Consider the following 15,003-nt stretch of genomic DNA (forward strand, 5'->3'; position numbering starts at 1 on the left):
CGCCGAAAAGCGCTTGAAACCCGAGTTGTAGCGGCGACCAACGGAAGCCCCAACAACGCGCGGTTGAAACGTTTTTTGGCGACGCGCCTTGCAGTGTAAAGCGCGAAATGCCGCCCAAAAAAAATACGCTGAATTAAATTTCGATTTCCACTACGTAACCTTCGTTGCTGCGCACATTGAAGACATCGCCGTTTTCGAAAAGCAGATACTGCCCTTTTATTCCGCTGAGAACGCCTTCGATTTGTGGCGTTTTTTCTAAACTTTGCGATTGCAGCTTTTCGGGATACTTCAAAACCGGATAGTGCAATTGCGTAACTTCTGTAGACGTGTTGTTGATGAACGCCTGCGCTTCTGCGGGAATGAGCGATAAGGCCTGCGCTGCGAAATCGGGTAAGGAAATGTCGGCCACATCGTTTTGCAACATTTTTCGCCAATTGGTTTTATCGGAAAAAGCGGTTTTGAGGGCAACTTCGCAAATTCCTGCCAAGTATCGATTGGGCACTTCAAGCAGAGACATTGCTGCCGACGCACCTTGATCGATCCAGCGTGTGGGTACTTGCGACTTGCGCGTTACGCCCACTTTTACGCTTGAGGAAGCTGCCAGATATACGACATGAGGTTGTAATTGCACCTTTTGTTCGTAGGATAAATCACGATCGGCAATACCCAAATGCGCTTTGGAGAGCTCTGGGCGCATGATCCAATCGCCCGCAGCCGGCGCCGCAACAAAACAATCGTAGCAAAAACCTTGGCGAAAAATGCGTTTGGCTTTTCCGCAATTCAAGCATTGAAAACCTACCGCTTTGATTGATAGCTTTTTACCCAACTGCGAATTGAGTTGCAAAAAATCGGATTCGAAAACCAGATAATAGTTTATGGGATTCGAAAATTCAGTCTGCATTTTCTGCAAAGTTCCTCGATAAAGCATAGCTTAGCGTTTGTTGGATTGCTGTTGTGATTGCAAGCAAAGTTGACATTTTTTTTTATTTTTGAAAGCCTTGAAAGCAATAATACTGTTGTTGCTTTTTTAACCCAGAGCCCTATGCCCTTACCTATTATCAATTCTGTTGCCTCGTGGATTCTCAAAAAGCGCATTCACCAGATTGAATTGTTTATCAAGTATCCGCACGAAGTTCAAGAAGAGCTTTTGCTTTCGTTGGTTCGAACTGCCGAACACACGGTTTTAGGGAAGAAATACGGTTTTGGTTCTATAAAAAGTTATGCGCAATTTGCGCGTCAGGTTCCGGTGGTGCAATACGAAGATTTCGAGCCGGAAATCGAGCAATGTCGGCAGGGAGCACACAATGTTTTTTGGCCGACTCCGATAAAATGGTTTGCGAAATCGAGCGGTACTACCAATGCCAAGAGCAAGTTTATTCCGGTGTCGAACGAAGCGCTCGAGAACTGTCATTACAAAGCGGGAAAAGATTTATTGTGTTTGTATTTGAACAACAACGAAGATTCGCAGCTATTTGTAGGTAAAAGTTTACGCTTAGGCGGAAGTAAGGAATTGTACGAAAGCAACAATACGTTTTTTGGTGATTTATCGGCGATACTTATTGAAAACATGCCGTTTTGGGCGGAATTTAGTTCGACTCCGAGCAACCGAATTTCGTTAATGAGCGACTGGGAAAGTAAGTTACCGGCCATTGTAAACGAAACGATTAATGAAAATGTAACGAGTTTGGCCGGTGTTCCGAGTTGGATGATGGTTTTGTTGCATCGCGTTTTGGAAACAACCGGCAAAAGCAACTTGCTGGAAATTTGGCCGAATTTAGAAGTGTATTTCCACGGCGGTGTGAGTTTTGATCCGTATCGGGTTCCGTATCGCAATTTAATTCCGTCGAATTCCTTTCAGTATTACGAAATTTATAATGCTAGCGAAGGTTTTTTTGCCATTCAAGATTTGAATAATTCGCAGGATTTGCTTTTGATGCTCGACTACGGAATTTTTTACGAATTCATTCCGATGTCGGATTTTGGAACTGCCGAAGCTACGATTATTCCGTTGTGGGAAGTGGAAGTAGATAAGAACTACGCGATGGTAATTACCACGAATTCAGGTTTATGGCGTTATCAAATTGGCGACACGGTTCGTTTTACATCGGTGAATCCGTATAAAGTTCGCGTAACGGGGCGTACCAAACACCACATTAATGTTTTTGGTGAAGAATTGATAGTAGAAAACTCGGATCGCGCTATTGCTGCAGCTTGTAAAGGAACGAGCGCTGAAGTAGTTGATTACACGGTGGCGCCGATTTTTATGGACGGAAAATCGAAAGGTGCTCATGAATGGATTATTGAATTTCGAGCAGAGCCAACCGATTTCAACGCTTTTTGTTTGTTGCTCGACGATACGTTGAAATCGCTTAATTCGGATTACGAAGCCAAGCGAAATATGAATATGACGTTAAATCCGCCGGTGATTCACCAAGCGCGTAAGAACTTATTTTATGATTGGCTGAAAGCGCAAGACAAGTTGGGCGGACAACATAAAATCCCCAGATTATCGAACCACAGAGGCTATATTGAGCAACTCATGGAACTTTAAGTGCAGTATATCGATTTTATAACCTAGTGCGCAATTGACGGCGTAACTTAGTGGAAAATTAAAATTAATGCTACGTAAAGGTTTGATTATCGCAGTAATTGCTATTGGGGTTAGCAGCTGCGGCAGAAGTGGATGGAGTTGTAAGAACAGATATTGTCAGACTCCCGATGGTACACCTTATCAAGAGGTTTCACAAAAAACGAAAGTTTCAGAATAATCCCGGCTTGTCCGGGTTTTTTTGTGAATCTAACCGAGTGCCTGTTTTGGGTTTGCGACTCGAGGTTGCGTGCAAACGAAATTTCAAGTCGCGCAAAATCGGCATTTAGCTCTTCTTCAATTGCTTGATATCTTTTCGCAAATCGAGCAACACTTCTTTTAAATTCACGTTCGAAAGATCGTCGGGAATGGCTTCTTTGGTGGTTATGCTGCAACCGAATTCCCAAATTTGAATAATTTCGGAAAGCTTGATTTTATACGGCGCATAAATAACGTTATCTGAAGCCACGGTAATGCTGTCGTCTTCCTTGTCGGCTAAGCGTTTGTAAGTAATTCCTTCGTTGGCGGTAACTACGATATACGTTTTCCCTTTTCTGATTTCGCCCAAATTATCGATATAGCGCCCAATTACATACGTATTGTCGTTGTGCGGCGGCATGGAGTCGCCCGAAATCGGGAACGCCCGATATTTCCCAGGACCCAAAAACGGAATCGAAATTTGCGGTAAACTCTCAATGTATTCCGGATCGCTGTAGCCACTCAAATAGCCCGCTCGTGCCCGATGCGACACCAACTCGATGCTGTTTCTTCCGAACGAATCGACCGTAATGGGCAAAACAATTTTATTGTCGTCGAGCTTAATCAACGACTCAATGTCCACCTTCTTCACGTCGAGCGCCAACAGCAAATCAATGCTAATGTTGTACAAAGCAGCAATACGCCTGAGCACATCGTAAGGCGGTTCTGCTTTTCCTTCTTCATATTTAGCGTATCTGCCGCGTGTAATAAACAATGCTTGCGCAACCTTGTCTTGCGACAAGTTTTTCTTGATGCGTAAGTGGCGAATGTTGTCTCCGAAAAGGGTCATAAAATTGAGATAATTTATAGCAACAAATATACAAAAGTTTGCTACAAATCGTATTAATTTTGTTCGGTACAAAAAAGAATGGTTATGATAGAACGAGCAATTGTACATATGGATTTAGACGAATTTTTTGTCTCTTGTGAGAAACGAAACAACAGTCAACTTGCTAATATTCCGTTAATTGTGGGCGGTGGAGACCGCGGTGTGGTGGCTTCTTGTTCGTATGAAGCGCGGAAGTTTGGTGTGCGTTCGGCCATGCCCATGCGAATGGCACTTAAACTGTGTCCGGATGCGAAAGTAATTCGCGGCGACATGGAATTGTACTCCAAACTTTCCCGAGAAGTCACTCAAATTATAGAAGAAGAAGCGCCGCTTTTTGAAAAGGCCAGCATCGATGAACATTACCTCGACATTACCGGAATGGATCGCTTTTACGGTTCGTATAAATGGACCACTGAGCTTGCGCAGAAAATTGTTCGCGAAACCGGTTTGCCAATTAGTTTTGCACTTTCCATAAACAAAACCGTTTCCAAAATCGGAACCGGACAAGCCAAGCCCAAGGGAAAAATCCAAATTCCTCAGTCCGATGTGCGTAGCTTTCTCGATCCGCTTCCCATTCAAAAAATTCCGATGTTGGGCGATGTTACTTACCAATTGTTGTCGCGAATCGGTGTTCGAAACATCAAAACCTTGGCAGAAATGCCCGTGGAAGTCTTGCAGCAACTCATCGGAAAAAACGGCATCGAAATTTGGAAGAAAGCCAACGGTATCGATTACAATCCGGTGGAACCCTATCGCGAACGGAAATCGCTTTCCACCGAACGCACGTTTGAACAAGACAGCATCGATTTAAAAGCCATGCGGTCTTTGCTTACCGCGATGTGCGAAAAGTTAGCACACCAATTGCGTACCGAGCAGTGGCTTACTTCGTGCGTGGTCGTGAAAATCAAATACGCCAATTTTGATACCGAAACCCGGCAAGCGTCTCTGCCTTACACCGCTGCCGACCACGTAATCATTAAAACGGCGCACGAACTCTTCGAAAAAAATTACCAACGGCGCATGCGCGTTCGTATGCTCGGCGTAAACTTAAAAGGTTTAGTGCACGGCAATTATCAAATCAATCTTTTTGAAGATACGCTCGAAATGTTAGCGCTTTACCAAGCCATGGACAAAATCAAACTCCGATTCGGATTTAAAGCTGTAGGTCGGGCCGAAACCATCCTTAAAGACAATTTGTAATGTACCTCAACTGCCACTCGTTTTACAGCCTTCGCTACGGAACTATTCCGCTGGAAGAATTGGTAAACCTTGCCGTAAAACAAGGCGTTAAAGCTTTGGCACTAACCGACATCAACACCATTACAGGTATTTACGATTTCAAAAAAGCTTGCGATCAGGCCGGAATCCAAGCGGTAGTTGGTGTCGAGTGTCGTGCCAATAACCAACTTAAATTCATTGCATTAGCACAAAATACTACCGGACTTACCGAAATCAATCGGTTTATAACGCATTGCAATCTCAACAACATCGAAATTCCCGACAGCGCACCGGAGTTTAAGAACGTTTTTGTGATTTATCCGCTCGAAAACCAACCCGAAACCCTGCGCGATTTCGAATTTCTAGGCTTCAAACCTTCGCAAATTTCACAATGCTATAAATACGACCGTGGTTTTTTGAGCAGTCGAGCCGTAGTGCTGCAACCGGTAACGTTCCGAAATAAAACCGAATACGAACTGCATTGCATACTCCGCGCCATCGATCTAAACACCTTGCGTTCGAAACTACAACCGCAAGATCACGCACACTTTTCCGAACAACTCGTGCAACCGGCACGTTTAGAACGCTACTTCGCCGATTATCCCGAACTCGTGGCAAATACGTACAAAATTTTATCGGCTTGCCAGTTCGAATTCGAATTCAGAACACCTAAGAACAAGCAAAACTTCACCGAAAGCAAAGAAAGTGATGCACAGCTGTTGCGAAAACTCGCCTACGAAGGTCTAGAAAAACGCTACGGCGCCAAGCATGAAGCGGCACAAGCTCGAGTCGAAAAAGAACTAAAAGTAATCGACGAGCTGAACTTCAACGGCTATTTTCTCATTACGTGGGACATCGTACAATTCAGCAACAGTCGGGGTTTTCTGCACATTGGTCGCGGCAGCGGAGCCAACAGTATCGTGAGTTACTGTCTCGGAATTACAGATATTTGTCCCATTGAACTCGATTTGTACTTCGAACGTTTCCTGAATTTGAATCGGAAAACACCACCCGATTTCGACATCGATTGGTCTTGGAAAGAACGCGATACGATTCTCGAATACATTTTCGAAAAATACGGCCCCAATCATGTGGCGTTTTGCGGAACCAATGTCGAATTCAAATACCGTTCGATTATTCGAGAAGTGGGAAAAGTGTACGGACTTCCGAAAGAAGAACTCGATTTCCTAGCTACGCATCCGCTTACGGTACACGACAAAAATCAGGTAGTACAACTGGTGCACGAATTCGGGACCCTGCTCGAAAAATACCCCAACCAACGCAGCATGCACGCCTGCGGTATTTTGATTTCCGAAGAACCCATCACCAACTACAGCATTTTGGAACTGCCTCCCAAAGGTTTTCCAATTGTACAATTCGACATGCATATCGCCGAAGACGTGGGTTTCGATAAATTCGATATTTTGAGTCAGCGCGGTATCGGACACATCGACGATTCGGTGAAGTTAATTGCCAAAAACCAAGGCATTACGGTAAACATCCGAGATACGCGCTTGTCGAAAAACGAAGCAAAAGCCAACGAATTTTTGAGTCGCGGCCAAACTATCGGCTGCTTTTATATCGAAAGTCCGGCTATGCGTGGGTTGCTGCGTCGACTCAAGTGCGACAACTACAAAACGCTCGTTGCAGCTTCGTCGATCATTCGCCCGGGAGTTGCCCAATCGGGGATGATGAAAGAGTACATTTTCCGACACAATTTTCCCGACAAGTTCGAGTACTTTCATCCCGTTTTCGAACAGCAGCTCGGCGAAACTTACGGCATTATGGTGTATCAAGAAGACGTGATCAAGATTGCGTTACACTACGGCGGTTTGCCTGCTACCGACGGCGATGTGCTGCGCCGAGCCATGAGCGGAAAAGGACGTTCGAAGGCCGCGTTGCAAAAAGTAAAAGACCATTTTTTTGAGTGCTGTGCCAAACAAGGACATCCGCTGGAGTTGAGCAAAGAGATTTACCGACAAATCGAATCTTTCGCCGGCTACTCGTTTTGCAAGGCACACTCGGCTTCGTACGCGGTCGAAAGTTACCAAAGTTTATACCTCAAAGCCTACTTTCCGATCGAGTTTATGGTGGCCGTAATTAACAACCAGGGCGGCTTTTACCGTACCGAAGTATATGTGCACGAAGCCCGAATGGCGGGAGCGCAAATCGAAAATCCCTGCGTGAACAACAGCGAAATTCAAACCACCGTTTACGGAAAAGTGGTGTACTTGGGCTTCATGCATTTGGAAGGTTTACACGCTAAAGTGGCGGCCGATATCGTTGAAAATCGCACGCAGTTTGGTCCGTTTCAATCGCTCGAAAATTTTATCGAACGCGTTCCCATCGGCATCGAAAACCTACAAATTCTCATATTTATTGGGGCGTTTCGCTTCACCAAACTTTCCAAAAACGAGTTGCTTATCCGCGCACGCATGATTTTAGTGAACTTCAAACCGGAAGACCGCAACTGGAAACTTCTTGCCGAGCCCATCAAGCCTTTTAAACTTCCGGATTTGCCGCGCAGTGTTTTTGAAGACGCCTTCGACGAGATCGAACTGCTCAACTTTCCGGTGTCTTGTAGTCCGTTCGACTTACTCAAAACCAAGTACAGAGGCGATGTGCTGGCGCGCGATCTCAACGCCTATCACAAAAAAACGGTGCGCATGTTGGCGTATCTGGTTTCTCGAAAACACGTTCCGACCAAATTGGGGTCGATGTATTTCGGAACTTGGATCGATGTAGAAGGTACTTTTTTCGATACGGCACATTTTGCCGATTGCCTGCAAAAATACCCGTTTCAAGGCGGCGGCTGCTATTTGTTGTTGGGCTTTGTGGAAGTCGACTATCATTTTCCCACCATCACCGTTCAAAAAATGGCCAAAATGCCGTTTATTCCCGATCCGCGCTTTTCGGCAAGCAATTCCCGAGCGTACACAACGCAGCAAAACATGCGCGAAGACGTGAGCCTCACACACCGAAAACCCTATCCGCAGGAACACGAAATAAATTTACCGAGACAACGGATGAAGATTTAAGCGCTGTAAATCGCTTGAAAATACGCTAATTCGGCTTTGCGATATTTCATTTGTAATATTGCAATATTACCTCGGGTAATATAATTGAAAATCAATTATTTAATTAAAATCAGCAGCCGCAAATTTCACTTATTTTCATCGAATATAACTCTAACGTTTATTTTTTTAATTTGGGCGTTTCGGCGGCTCATTTACTGGAAAAACCGAGACAGCCGCCGCCGGTTGCTTGCTGCAATAAAAACGCCAAATCGCTTTTCGGCTAGGCAGTAAACGGGCTTCCGTTGGTCGCCGTTTAAGCGCAAGATCAAAAAATCATTTCGAAAAAAATGGTGTAAACAAAACAACACGCCAAGCCTCAATAGCTATTTGGCGTTTTAATTTTCGCGCCGCCACCTAACGCGAAAATCGTTACCGGCGTTCGTTCCCGAGCATAAAAAACCCGGCGATTGGCCGGGCGTGCTATTATTTCTCTTTGTTAACTTTGGTAATGTACTTTTCCAAAGCCATCGTCATCGAAGGCGCTTCTGGTGATGGTGCCATAATGTCGACACGCAAACCGTGATCCAAAGCTTCTTTTTGGGTAGTCGATCCGAAAACGGCAATACGCGTGTTGTTTTGTTCGAAATCCGGGAAGTTTTTAAACAACGATTTAATTCCCGTCGGACTAAAAAACGCCAATACATCGTAGTACACATCGGCTAAATCCGACAAATCGCTCATTACTGTTTTGTAGAACGTGGCTTGTGTCCAATCTACTTTCAAACTGTTTAAAACCTGCGGAGCATCGGCATTCAACTGATCTGAAGCGGGCAACAAGAACTTCTCGTCTTTATATTTCTTAATCAAAGGCGACATGTCCACAAAATCCTTCTGACCCACATAAATCTTGCGCTTGCGGTACACCACATACTTCTGTAAGTAGTATGCAATGGCTTCCGACTGGCAGAAATACTTGAGCGTTTCCGGGATTTTATATCGCATTTCTTCGGCAACACGGAAAAAGTGATCTACCGAATTTTTACTCGTCAAAATGATTGCGGTGTAATTGTTGAGGTCTATTTTCTGCAAACGAACATCCTTTGCACTAACACCTTCAACATGAATAAAAGGCCTGAAGTCAATCTTTACTTTTAACTTTTGCTGAAGCTCAAAATAAGGGGAATTTTCTACCTTAGGCTCAGGCTGAGAGACCAAAATCGTCTTCACTTTCATACTAGAAAATTTGTAAATTTTAACTTCTTATAAACCAAGAATAAATAAAAAAATAGGGCGCTATTTCAAGAGCGCAAAGATACAAAATAAAATAAAACACTTTTCGGCTCAACACGTTTTGATAAATCTTCAAAGAATTGAAGTACGTAAGCACGTTTATTGCGATAAACAAGCCCAAAACAATGTAAATGACTGTATTTGTGAAATTATCAAAGTAGAACAAAACGATGTTTACCGGAAGCAATAACAACCCAAGATAGGTCCGATAACTCACTTTTTGCAAGTTAAAGCCGTCTACAATTTCATCGATGTTAAATGCCGCACCAATGATTTTCTCCGTAAGGAACTTGCCCAAAACAAACACACTCAACAACGTAAACAACCGAATGAACATCACGTAGTCGTAGCGCGAAGCCAAACCAAAATAGCTTAAACAAAGTTGTATAAAATAACTGATAGACAACAATTGAACTACAAACAAGGCTATCGTAAACCAGTTCATCAAGTTCGACGGATCTCGGTAAATTTTTAGGTATTTGTCGTTCACCAACAGCTTTAAAAAGTCGGAAAATCGACCCGAAAAGTTGGTTTTTACTACTGTAATTAAAATCAAGCACAACAAAAAGACTAAGGTAACCCAGTCTTTGGCAGCTAAAACGCGCTCTTGAAATACTACAGCCGCTATCATGCCGCAAAAGTACATCATTTAAAGCTTCGTTTATTATCAAATTATTATGATTATGCCCGAACAAATCGTTTATTTTTGCCCCGTAACTTGAAACAAATGCCGGCGGCTCTCGTAATTATACCGACATACAACGAAATCGAAAACATCCATCCGATTATTCGGGCTGTTTTAAACCTACCCGAATCCTTTCATGTACTGATTGTCGATGATAATTCGCCCGACGGAACCGCCAACGCTGTTCGTACGCTCCAACAAGAGTTCCCGCATGCGTTGTTTCTCGAAAATCGCAAGGGAAAATCAGGTTTAGGAACCGCTTACGTGCACGGCTTTAAATGGGCGTTGGAGCACAAATACGAGTACATTTTTGAAATGGACGCCGATTTTTCGCACAATCCGAACGATCTGCAGTATCTTTATAATGCCGCTCTCGAAGGTTCAGATGTAGTAATAGGCTCACGGTACATCACCGGCGTTAATGTTGTAAACTGGCCGCTGAGTCGAGTTTTATTGAGCTACTTTGCCTCGATGTATGTGCGTTTCATCACGGGCATGACCATCAGAGACGCCACGGCAGGCTTCATGTGTTACAAAGCTGCAGTGCTCGAGAAAATCGATTTCAATCGCATCAAATTTGTGGGTTATGCCTTTCAAATCGAAATGAAATACCGCGCATATTGCAAGAATTTTAAAATAACCGAAGTCCCAATCATTTTCACCGATCGCGCCAACGGCGTATCAAAAATGAGTGGTTCCATCATAAAAGAAGCCGTATTTGGCGTCATTAAACTTAGAATCAGACACTTGTTTAACCGCTTGTAAACCATGAACACAACACTTATCAAGAATGCAAGAATCGTAAACGAAGGACGTATCCTGGAAGGCGATTTGCTTATCGAAGGTGGTTTAATCGCGGAAATCGGAACGTCCATCTCTGCAAAAACCGCCGCTACAAAAATTATCGATGCGGGAGGAAACTACCTCATCCCAGGTGCCATCGACGATCAGGTTCATTTTAGAGAACCCGGATTAACGCACAAAGGCAATTTATTTACCGAATCGCGCGCAGCAGTTGCCGGCGGAATTACTTCGTTTATCGAACAACCCAATACTGTTCCCAACGCTGTAACACACGAAATTCTCGAACAAAAATACGCTCGTGCCGCCGAAACGTCGATTGCAAACTACTCGTTTATGCTCGGCGGAACCAACAACAACCTCGAAGAAATTTTACGAACCGACTCCGAAAAAGTAGCAGGACTCAAATTATTTCTCGGATCTTCCACTGGAAATATGCTCGTTGACGACGAAGTAGCGCTCGAACGTATCTTTTCTTCAACGCCTTTACTCATCGCCACACACTGCGAAGACGAAGGAACCATAAAACGAAATCTCGCACAGTACAAAGAAATGTACGGCGACGATATTCCCGTAAAATACCACCACCTCATTCGCAGCGAAGAAGCCTGTTACCTATCTTCTTCAAAAACCATCGCTCTAGCGCAAAAAACGGGCGCACGACTGCATGTGTTCCACCTCAGTACAGCTAAAGAAATGGAACTTTTCACCAATAAAATTCCGCTGGCTGAAAAGAAAATTACTGCTGAAGTATGTATTCATCATTTGTGGTTTTCGGAAGAAGATTACGACACCAAAGGCAATTTCATTAAATGGAATCCGGCGGTGAAAACGGCTGCCGATCGCGATGCGCTGTGGAAAGCCTTACTCGACGACACCATCGACGTAATTGCCACCGATCATGCACCGCATACTTTGGAAGAAAAAGCGCAACTCTATACCTCGGCACCTTCCGGCGGACCGCTCGTACAGCATGCCGTTGTAGCGATGTTCGAAGCCTACCACCAAGGAAAAATATCGATTGAAAAAATCGTTGAAAAAATGGCGCATAATCCGGCTATTTTGTTCAAAATCAGAAATCGAGGTTTTATTCGCGAAGGCTATGCGGCCGATTTAGCTTTGGTAGATATCGGCTCACCGTGGACCGTGAAACGCGAGAACGTTTTGGCCAGCTGCGGATGGTCGCCTTTTGAGGGACAAACGTTTAAATCGAGAATAACCCATACTTTTGTGAACGGAAATCTGGTGTACAAAAACTTTAAGATTTTAGAAGCCGCTTTGGGTAGTCGTTTATTGTTTGATCGCTAATATGAAAAAACTCGTTATTGTTTTATTGCTGGGTACGTGGCTGTATGGATGCCAATCGAGTTCTGTTCCGGAGCCTGAAAACCTCATCGATGAAGAGGATATGGTAGAAATTTACTACGATATGCAGGTTTATCAGGCCATTGATAACAACATGCCCGGAAAATTAGCGGAGGAAAACATCGTTTTGCCGGAATCGGTTTTCAAAAAACACCAGGTTACGAAAAAGCAATTCGAAGACAGCGATTATTACTACGCGCAAAACATCAAAAAGTACAAGAAGATTTTTGAAGAAGTAAAAGCTAAACTGGAAGAAAAGAAAGAAAGTTTGAAAGAAGTGCCTCAAAAGCCGCTTCCGAAACCAAAATCTTAGTTTTTGCTGTAAAATTCGGTCATAGTAGCCACCGTAGTGTCTATGTTTTCGAAGGTAAAGCCGAGCTGTTCTCGTACACTGTCGTTGCTATACTGTTCGAGGCTTAGGGCCGAACGTACCATAGCAAAACTCAAGCGTCGGCGTTTTAAACCAAACAAAGCAGGCAGGTATTCGAGTACCGAAGCGGTCCAGAGCATGCCGGCAGAAAGCTGTTTGTTCACTGTAGCCAATTTTGCTGCTGCTCGTATTTTATTTCCGATTTCGAACACACTGTAGTTTCCGGCGCTCAGGATAAATCGTTTTCCGAACAGTTGTTTTGCTTCGAGTTCGAGTAAGGCAGCAACCACATCGGTAACCGACACAAAAGCGGTGGTTCCTGGAGGAAATCCGTAGGTGTTTTTCGTTGCAAAATTTGTTAGTAAACGGCCGGAATTCGTTCCGAAACCAATTCCTAAGATAACACCGGGAATTACGATTAATACGCGCAAACCTTCTTGTTCGCCGCGCCAAACTTCGATTTCGGCACCGTATTTTGAAATGGCGTAATCGCTGTTTTTGAGCTCCCGATTCCATTCGGCTTCTTCGTTAATAGGTAAGTCAGGCAGCGGCATAGCACCTAAAGCGGCGATACTGCTCACGTGAATGAAGGTTTCTATACCCAAATGCAAGGCACAGTTTACCAAATTGGCCGTTCCTTCGATATTGATTTTCAGTAACTTTTGGTAATCTTTCGGTTCAAAACTCACAAATCCGGAGCAGTTGTAGAGTGTGGTTATGTCGGTTAAGGCTAATTCTAAACTTGGGATGTCGGTTACATCGGCGTAGCGCCAACTAATTTTCTCGAAATCGGCTTGGCGGTTCTCGTGTGTAAACAAGGCTTTAACTCGTGTAATCTTATCCGACTTGCGGTAAGTGGCAACAACTTGCTGTTCGCGGGCTGTTAGTGCTAACAGCAAATGCGTTCCTACAAAGCCTGTACCGCCAACGACAATTTTCATAGCGTAAAAATACGAGTTTTAGCGCAATAGTTTTGTACGCTTGCGTTTTGCTTTTTAAGAAAATGATCTCCGGTTGGGGCTTGCCGGCGCTTTTGCGGATGCCGTGAAAAGAAATGCCCGTTTGGAATTAGGTTGAGGAGTTTGGGCGTTAGGAGCTTAATGTTGGAGCACAATGTTTCGCCATGTTTTTTCTCAATGGACACAATGTTGCCTCAGGCAGGCTCAGGCTCCGACGAATTGCGGGTTGAGGAGGCGATATGATACGTAGAGTGCTGAAATCATCGAAGTCTAGCTTCTCGTGTCTAGCTTCTAGCTTCCCCAAGAACATACGTTAAGTGGTAAACGTCGCAAAGTCTTAATACTTAATACTCCAATCTTAATACTCCAATCTTAATACTCCAATCTTAATACTAAAAAAATCGCACAGAAACCGCCGAAGCTCACAGAATTTTGTGGAATATTTGGCTGTTGAGGAAACCACAGAACGTAGCAAACCGCCTGAAAAAATTGCATCTGGTAATTGAGAACTGGCTGATGTTGTTGTGTTTTGATTTACTGCTACAATTTGTTAACCTCAAAGTTGGGAGCGTTTGAGGAGCGGGGGTACTAAAATGCGAACTCTTTTTCAAATTCAGAGGGAGTCAGTATTTTAGCTGTTTTGAAAGGATTGTGTTCTAGAAGATCTTTGTCTCCGGTTACCAAATAATCTGCTTTAGAAAAGTCAATTAAATCGAGTAAAAAATTGTCTTTGGGGGTCGCGACAGATGGAGTATTTTGGCGTGATAGCAACTTTTTCTGCAATTGTTTCTAATAGGTCTAATAGTTCGGCAACATTTTCTTTAGGAAAGTACTTCTGCAGTTTTTCTCGACTCGTAACCAGCTTAATTTCCAGCAGTAGCTGCTCGGTTGTTACTACAATAATAGATCCTTTTGCAATTTGATGTTTTACCGTAGCCAGCTGCTTCCCAATTAGGAAGCTAATCCAAACATTAGTGTCAAAAATTACTTTAGCGCTTTTTCTGGTCATAGATTTGCTGCCTTACGCGCTCAACTTCTTCATCTATCAAATTCATATCTAGGTCTTCTGAATTGAACGTCTTAAGCAGTTTTGAAAGGCGCGTATCAATGGCCTCTTTCTCCAATTCTTTTGTCAATCTAATTTTTTGCTGTCTTGGAAGTTGTTTGACAACAGCTAATATCTGATTGAAACTTAAATCTATTTCTATTGAAGCCTTCATTTTTGTGCTTTTTTTCGAACTCCTAACTTACGAAATTTTTAATTGTCTGAAAAGGTTTAGACAAAAAGTAGCACCGCTGGATTTGAAATAGCGTATTATTTTTTGTCTGTTGTTGCAGAAATGGGAATTCGCATACCGTCCTTTTTTGTCTTTCGCTAAACTACAAAGACGACGAAGCTCAAGAGACCCGAAATTTTCACAGAATGTAATTGAAATTGCCAACTATAGACTGCCTTCGACACGCTCAGGCTCCAGTGAATTGTGGGTTAAGCCGAGAACATGAAACGTGAAAGGGTGAACGTCGCAAAGTCTTAATACTTAATACTCCAAACTTAATACTAATAAATCCGTCTTTGCGTACTTTGCGTAAATCTTTGCGCTCTTTGCGTTTAAACCTTCAACAA

General features: G+C 43.5%; 14 protein-coding genes. 7 read left to right on the plus strand and 7 right to left on the minus strand.

Going from position 1 to position 15,003, the window contains the following annotated elements; translation table 11 throughout:
• Nucleotides 1-133 precede the first annotated feature (133 nt).
• Nucleotides 134-928, minus strand: a complete 795-nt coding sequence (locus ACOVQQ_RS08975) for a DUF2797 domain-containing protein (protein WP_421817903.1) — start codon at nt 926-928, stop codon at nt 134-136.
• A gap of 114 nt (nt 929-1,042) precedes the next feature.
• Between ACOVQQ_RS08975 and ACOVQQ_RS08980 the strand changes: the two genes are divergently transcribed.
• Both ACOVQQ_RS08980 and ACOVQQ_RS08985 read left to right on the plus strand, forming a co-directional pair.
• Nucleotides 1,043-2,551, plus strand: a complete 1,509-nt coding sequence (locus tag ACOVQQ_RS08980; protein ID WP_421817904.1) for a GH3 auxin-responsive promoter family protein — start codon at nt 1,043-1,045, stop codon at nt 2,549-2,551.
• A gap of 67 nt (nt 2,552-2,618) precedes the next feature.
• Nucleotides 2,619-2,768 carry a hypothetical protein gene (locus ACOVQQ_RS08985; protein ID WP_421817905.1) on the plus strand — a complete coding sequence of 50 codons (150 nt, stop codon included), beginning with the start codon at nt 2,619-2,621 and terminating at the stop codon, nt 2,766-2,768.
• 105 nt (nt 2,769-2,873) lie between these two features.
• Here the strand turns inward: ACOVQQ_RS08985 and ACOVQQ_RS08990 are convergent, their stop codons facing one another.
• Nucleotides 2,874-3,635, minus strand: a complete 762-nt coding sequence (locus ACOVQQ_RS08990; protein ID WP_094486090.1) for an XRE family transcriptional regulator — start codon at nt 3,633-3,635, stop codon at nt 2,874-2,876.
• An 87-nt stretch (nt 3,636-3,722) separates the two neighbouring features.
• Between ACOVQQ_RS08990 and dinB the strand changes: the two genes are divergently transcribed.
• Nucleotides 3,723-4,874 (plus strand): DNA polymerase IV, encoded by a 1,152-nt coding sequence (gene dinB, locus ACOVQQ_RS08995; RefSeq protein WP_421817967.1) that lies wholly within the window; start codon nt 3,723-3,725, stop codon nt 4,872-4,874.
• Nucleotides 4,874-7,930, plus strand: coding sequence for a DNA polymerase III subunit alpha (locus ACOVQQ_RS09000; protein ID WP_421817906.1), 3,057 nt, complete (start codon nt 4,874-4,876; stop codon nt 7,928-7,930). Before dinB ends, ACOVQQ_RS09000 begins: the two co-directional genes overlap by 1 nt.
• Before the next feature lie 462 nt (nt 7,931-8,392).
• Here the strand turns inward: ACOVQQ_RS09000 and ACOVQQ_RS09005 are convergent, their stop codons facing one another.
• Together ACOVQQ_RS09005 and ACOVQQ_RS09010 are read right to left on the minus strand one after the other, a co-directional pair.
• Nucleotides 8,393-9,142, minus strand: coding sequence for a uroporphyrinogen-III synthase (locus ACOVQQ_RS09005; protein ID WP_094486087.1), 750 nt, complete (start codon nt 9,140-9,142; stop codon nt 8,393-8,395).
• A 19-nt stretch (nt 9,143-9,161) separates the two neighbouring features.
• On the minus strand, nt 9,162-9,848 hold the full coding sequence (locus ACOVQQ_RS09010) for a DUF4271 domain-containing protein (protein ID WP_421817907.1): 687 nt from the start codon (nt 9,846-9,848) through the stop codon (nt 9,162-9,164).
• Between the two features lie 78 nt (nt 9,849-9,926).
• Between ACOVQQ_RS09010 and ACOVQQ_RS09015 the strand changes: the two genes are divergently transcribed.
• Genes ACOVQQ_RS09015 through ACOVQQ_RS09025 form a run of 3 tightly spaced genes read left to right on the plus strand, consistent with a single transcriptional unit; the run spans nt 9,927 to nt 12,363 of the window.
• A complete protein-coding gene (locus ACOVQQ_RS09015; RefSeq protein ID WP_421817908.1) occupies nt 9,927-10,649 on the plus strand; it encodes a polyprenol monophosphomannose synthase in 723 nt (240 codons plus the stop codon).
• 3 nt (nt 10,650-10,652) lie between these two features.
• On the plus strand, nt 10,653-11,993 hold the full coding sequence (locus ACOVQQ_RS09020) for a dihydroorotase (RefSeq protein ID WP_421817909.1): 1,341 nt from the start codon (nt 10,653-10,655) through the stop codon (nt 11,991-11,993).
• Nucleotide 11,994: 1 nt separating this feature from the next.
• Complete coding sequence (locus tag ACOVQQ_RS09025; RefSeq protein ID WP_421817910.1) at nt 11,995-12,363, plus strand: DUF4296 domain-containing protein; 369 nt, start codon at nt 11,995-11,997, stop codon at nt 12,361-12,363.
• Here the strand turns inward: ACOVQQ_RS09025 and ACOVQQ_RS09030 are convergent.
• The 3 genes from ACOVQQ_RS09030 to vap15 all read right to left on the minus strand — a co-directional run bounded on the left by ACOVQQ_RS09030 (nt 12,360) and on the right by vap15 (nt 14,599).
• The gene (locus ACOVQQ_RS09030) at nt 12,360-13,361 is read right to left on the minus strand and encodes an NAD-dependent epimerase/dehydratase family protein (RefSeq protein WP_421817911.1); all 1,002 of its coding nucleotides are present in this window, start codon (nt 13,359-13,361) and stop codon (nt 12,360-12,362) included. The genes ACOVQQ_RS09025 and ACOVQQ_RS09030 overlap by 4 nt on opposite strands.
• 721 nt (nt 13,362-14,082) lie before the next feature.
• Nucleotides 14,083-14,388 (minus strand): putative toxin-antitoxin system toxin component, PIN family, encoded by a 306-nt coding sequence (locus ACOVQQ_RS09035; protein ID WP_421817912.1) that lies wholly within the window; start codon nt 14,386-14,388, stop codon nt 14,083-14,085.
• On the minus strand, nt 14,369-14,599 hold the full coding sequence (gene vap15, locus ACOVQQ_RS09040; RefSeq protein WP_421817913.1) for a type II toxin-antitoxin system VapB15 family antitoxin: 231 nt from the start codon (nt 14,597-14,599) through the stop codon (nt 14,369-14,371). Before vap15 ends, ACOVQQ_RS09035 begins: the two co-directional genes overlap by 20 nt.
• Nucleotides 14,600-15,003: the final 404 nt, after the last annotated feature.

The organism is Flavobacterium sp., from assembly GCF_049240005.1.
Lineage (GTDB): Bacteria > Bacteroidota > Bacteroidia > Flavobacteriales > Flavobacteriaceae > Flavobacterium.

Coding starts and splice junctions, on each gene's coding strand:
- ACOVQQ_RS09010 (WP_421817907.1), bottom strand. CDS start 9,848: ATGATGTACTTTTGCGGCATGATAGCGGCTGTAGTATTTCAAGAGCGC.
- ACOVQQ_RS09005 (WP_094486087.1), bottom strand. CDS start 9,142: ATGAAAGTGAAGACGATTTTGGTCTCTCAGCCTGAGCCTAAGGTAGAA.
- vap15 (WP_421817913.1), bottom strand. CDS start 14,599: ATGAAGGCTTCAATAGAAATAGATTTAAGTTTCAATCAGATATTAGCT.
- ACOVQQ_RS09000 (WP_421817906.1), top strand. CDS start 4,874: ATGTACCTCAACTGCCACTCGTTTTACAGCCTTCGCTACGGAACTATT.
- ACOVQQ_RS08990 (WP_094486090.1), bottom strand. CDS start 3,635: ATGACCCTTTTCGGAGACAACATTCGCCACTTACGCATCAAGAAAAAC.
- ACOVQQ_RS09035 (WP_421817912.1), bottom strand. CDS start 14,388: ATGACCAGAAAAAGCGCTAAAGTAATTTTTGACACTAATGTTTGGATT.
- ACOVQQ_RS09020 (WP_421817909.1), top strand. CDS start 10,653: ATGAACACAACACTTATCAAGAATGCAAGAATCGTAAACGAAGGACGT.
- ACOVQQ_RS08980 (WP_421817904.1), top strand. CDS start 1,043: ATGCCCTTACCTATTATCAATTCTGTTGCCTCGTGGATTCTCAAAAAG.
- ACOVQQ_RS08985 (WP_421817905.1), top strand. CDS start 2,619: ATGCTACGTAAAGGTTTGATTATCGCAGTAATTGCTATTGGGGTTAGC.
- ACOVQQ_RS08975 (WP_421817903.1), bottom strand. CDS start 928: ATGCTTTATCGAGGAACTTTGCAGAAAATGCAGACTGAATTTTCGAAT.
- ACOVQQ_RS09025 (WP_421817910.1), top strand. CDS start 11,995: ATGAAAAAACTCGTTATTGTTTTATTGCTGGGTACGTGGCTGTATGGA.
- ACOVQQ_RS09030 (WP_421817911.1), bottom strand. CDS start 13,361: ATGAAAATTGTCGTTGGCGGTACAGGCTTTGTAGGAACGCATTTGCTG.
- ACOVQQ_RS09015 (WP_421817908.1), top strand. CDS start 9,927: ATGCCGGCGGCTCTCGTAATTATACCGACATACAACGAAATCGAAAAC.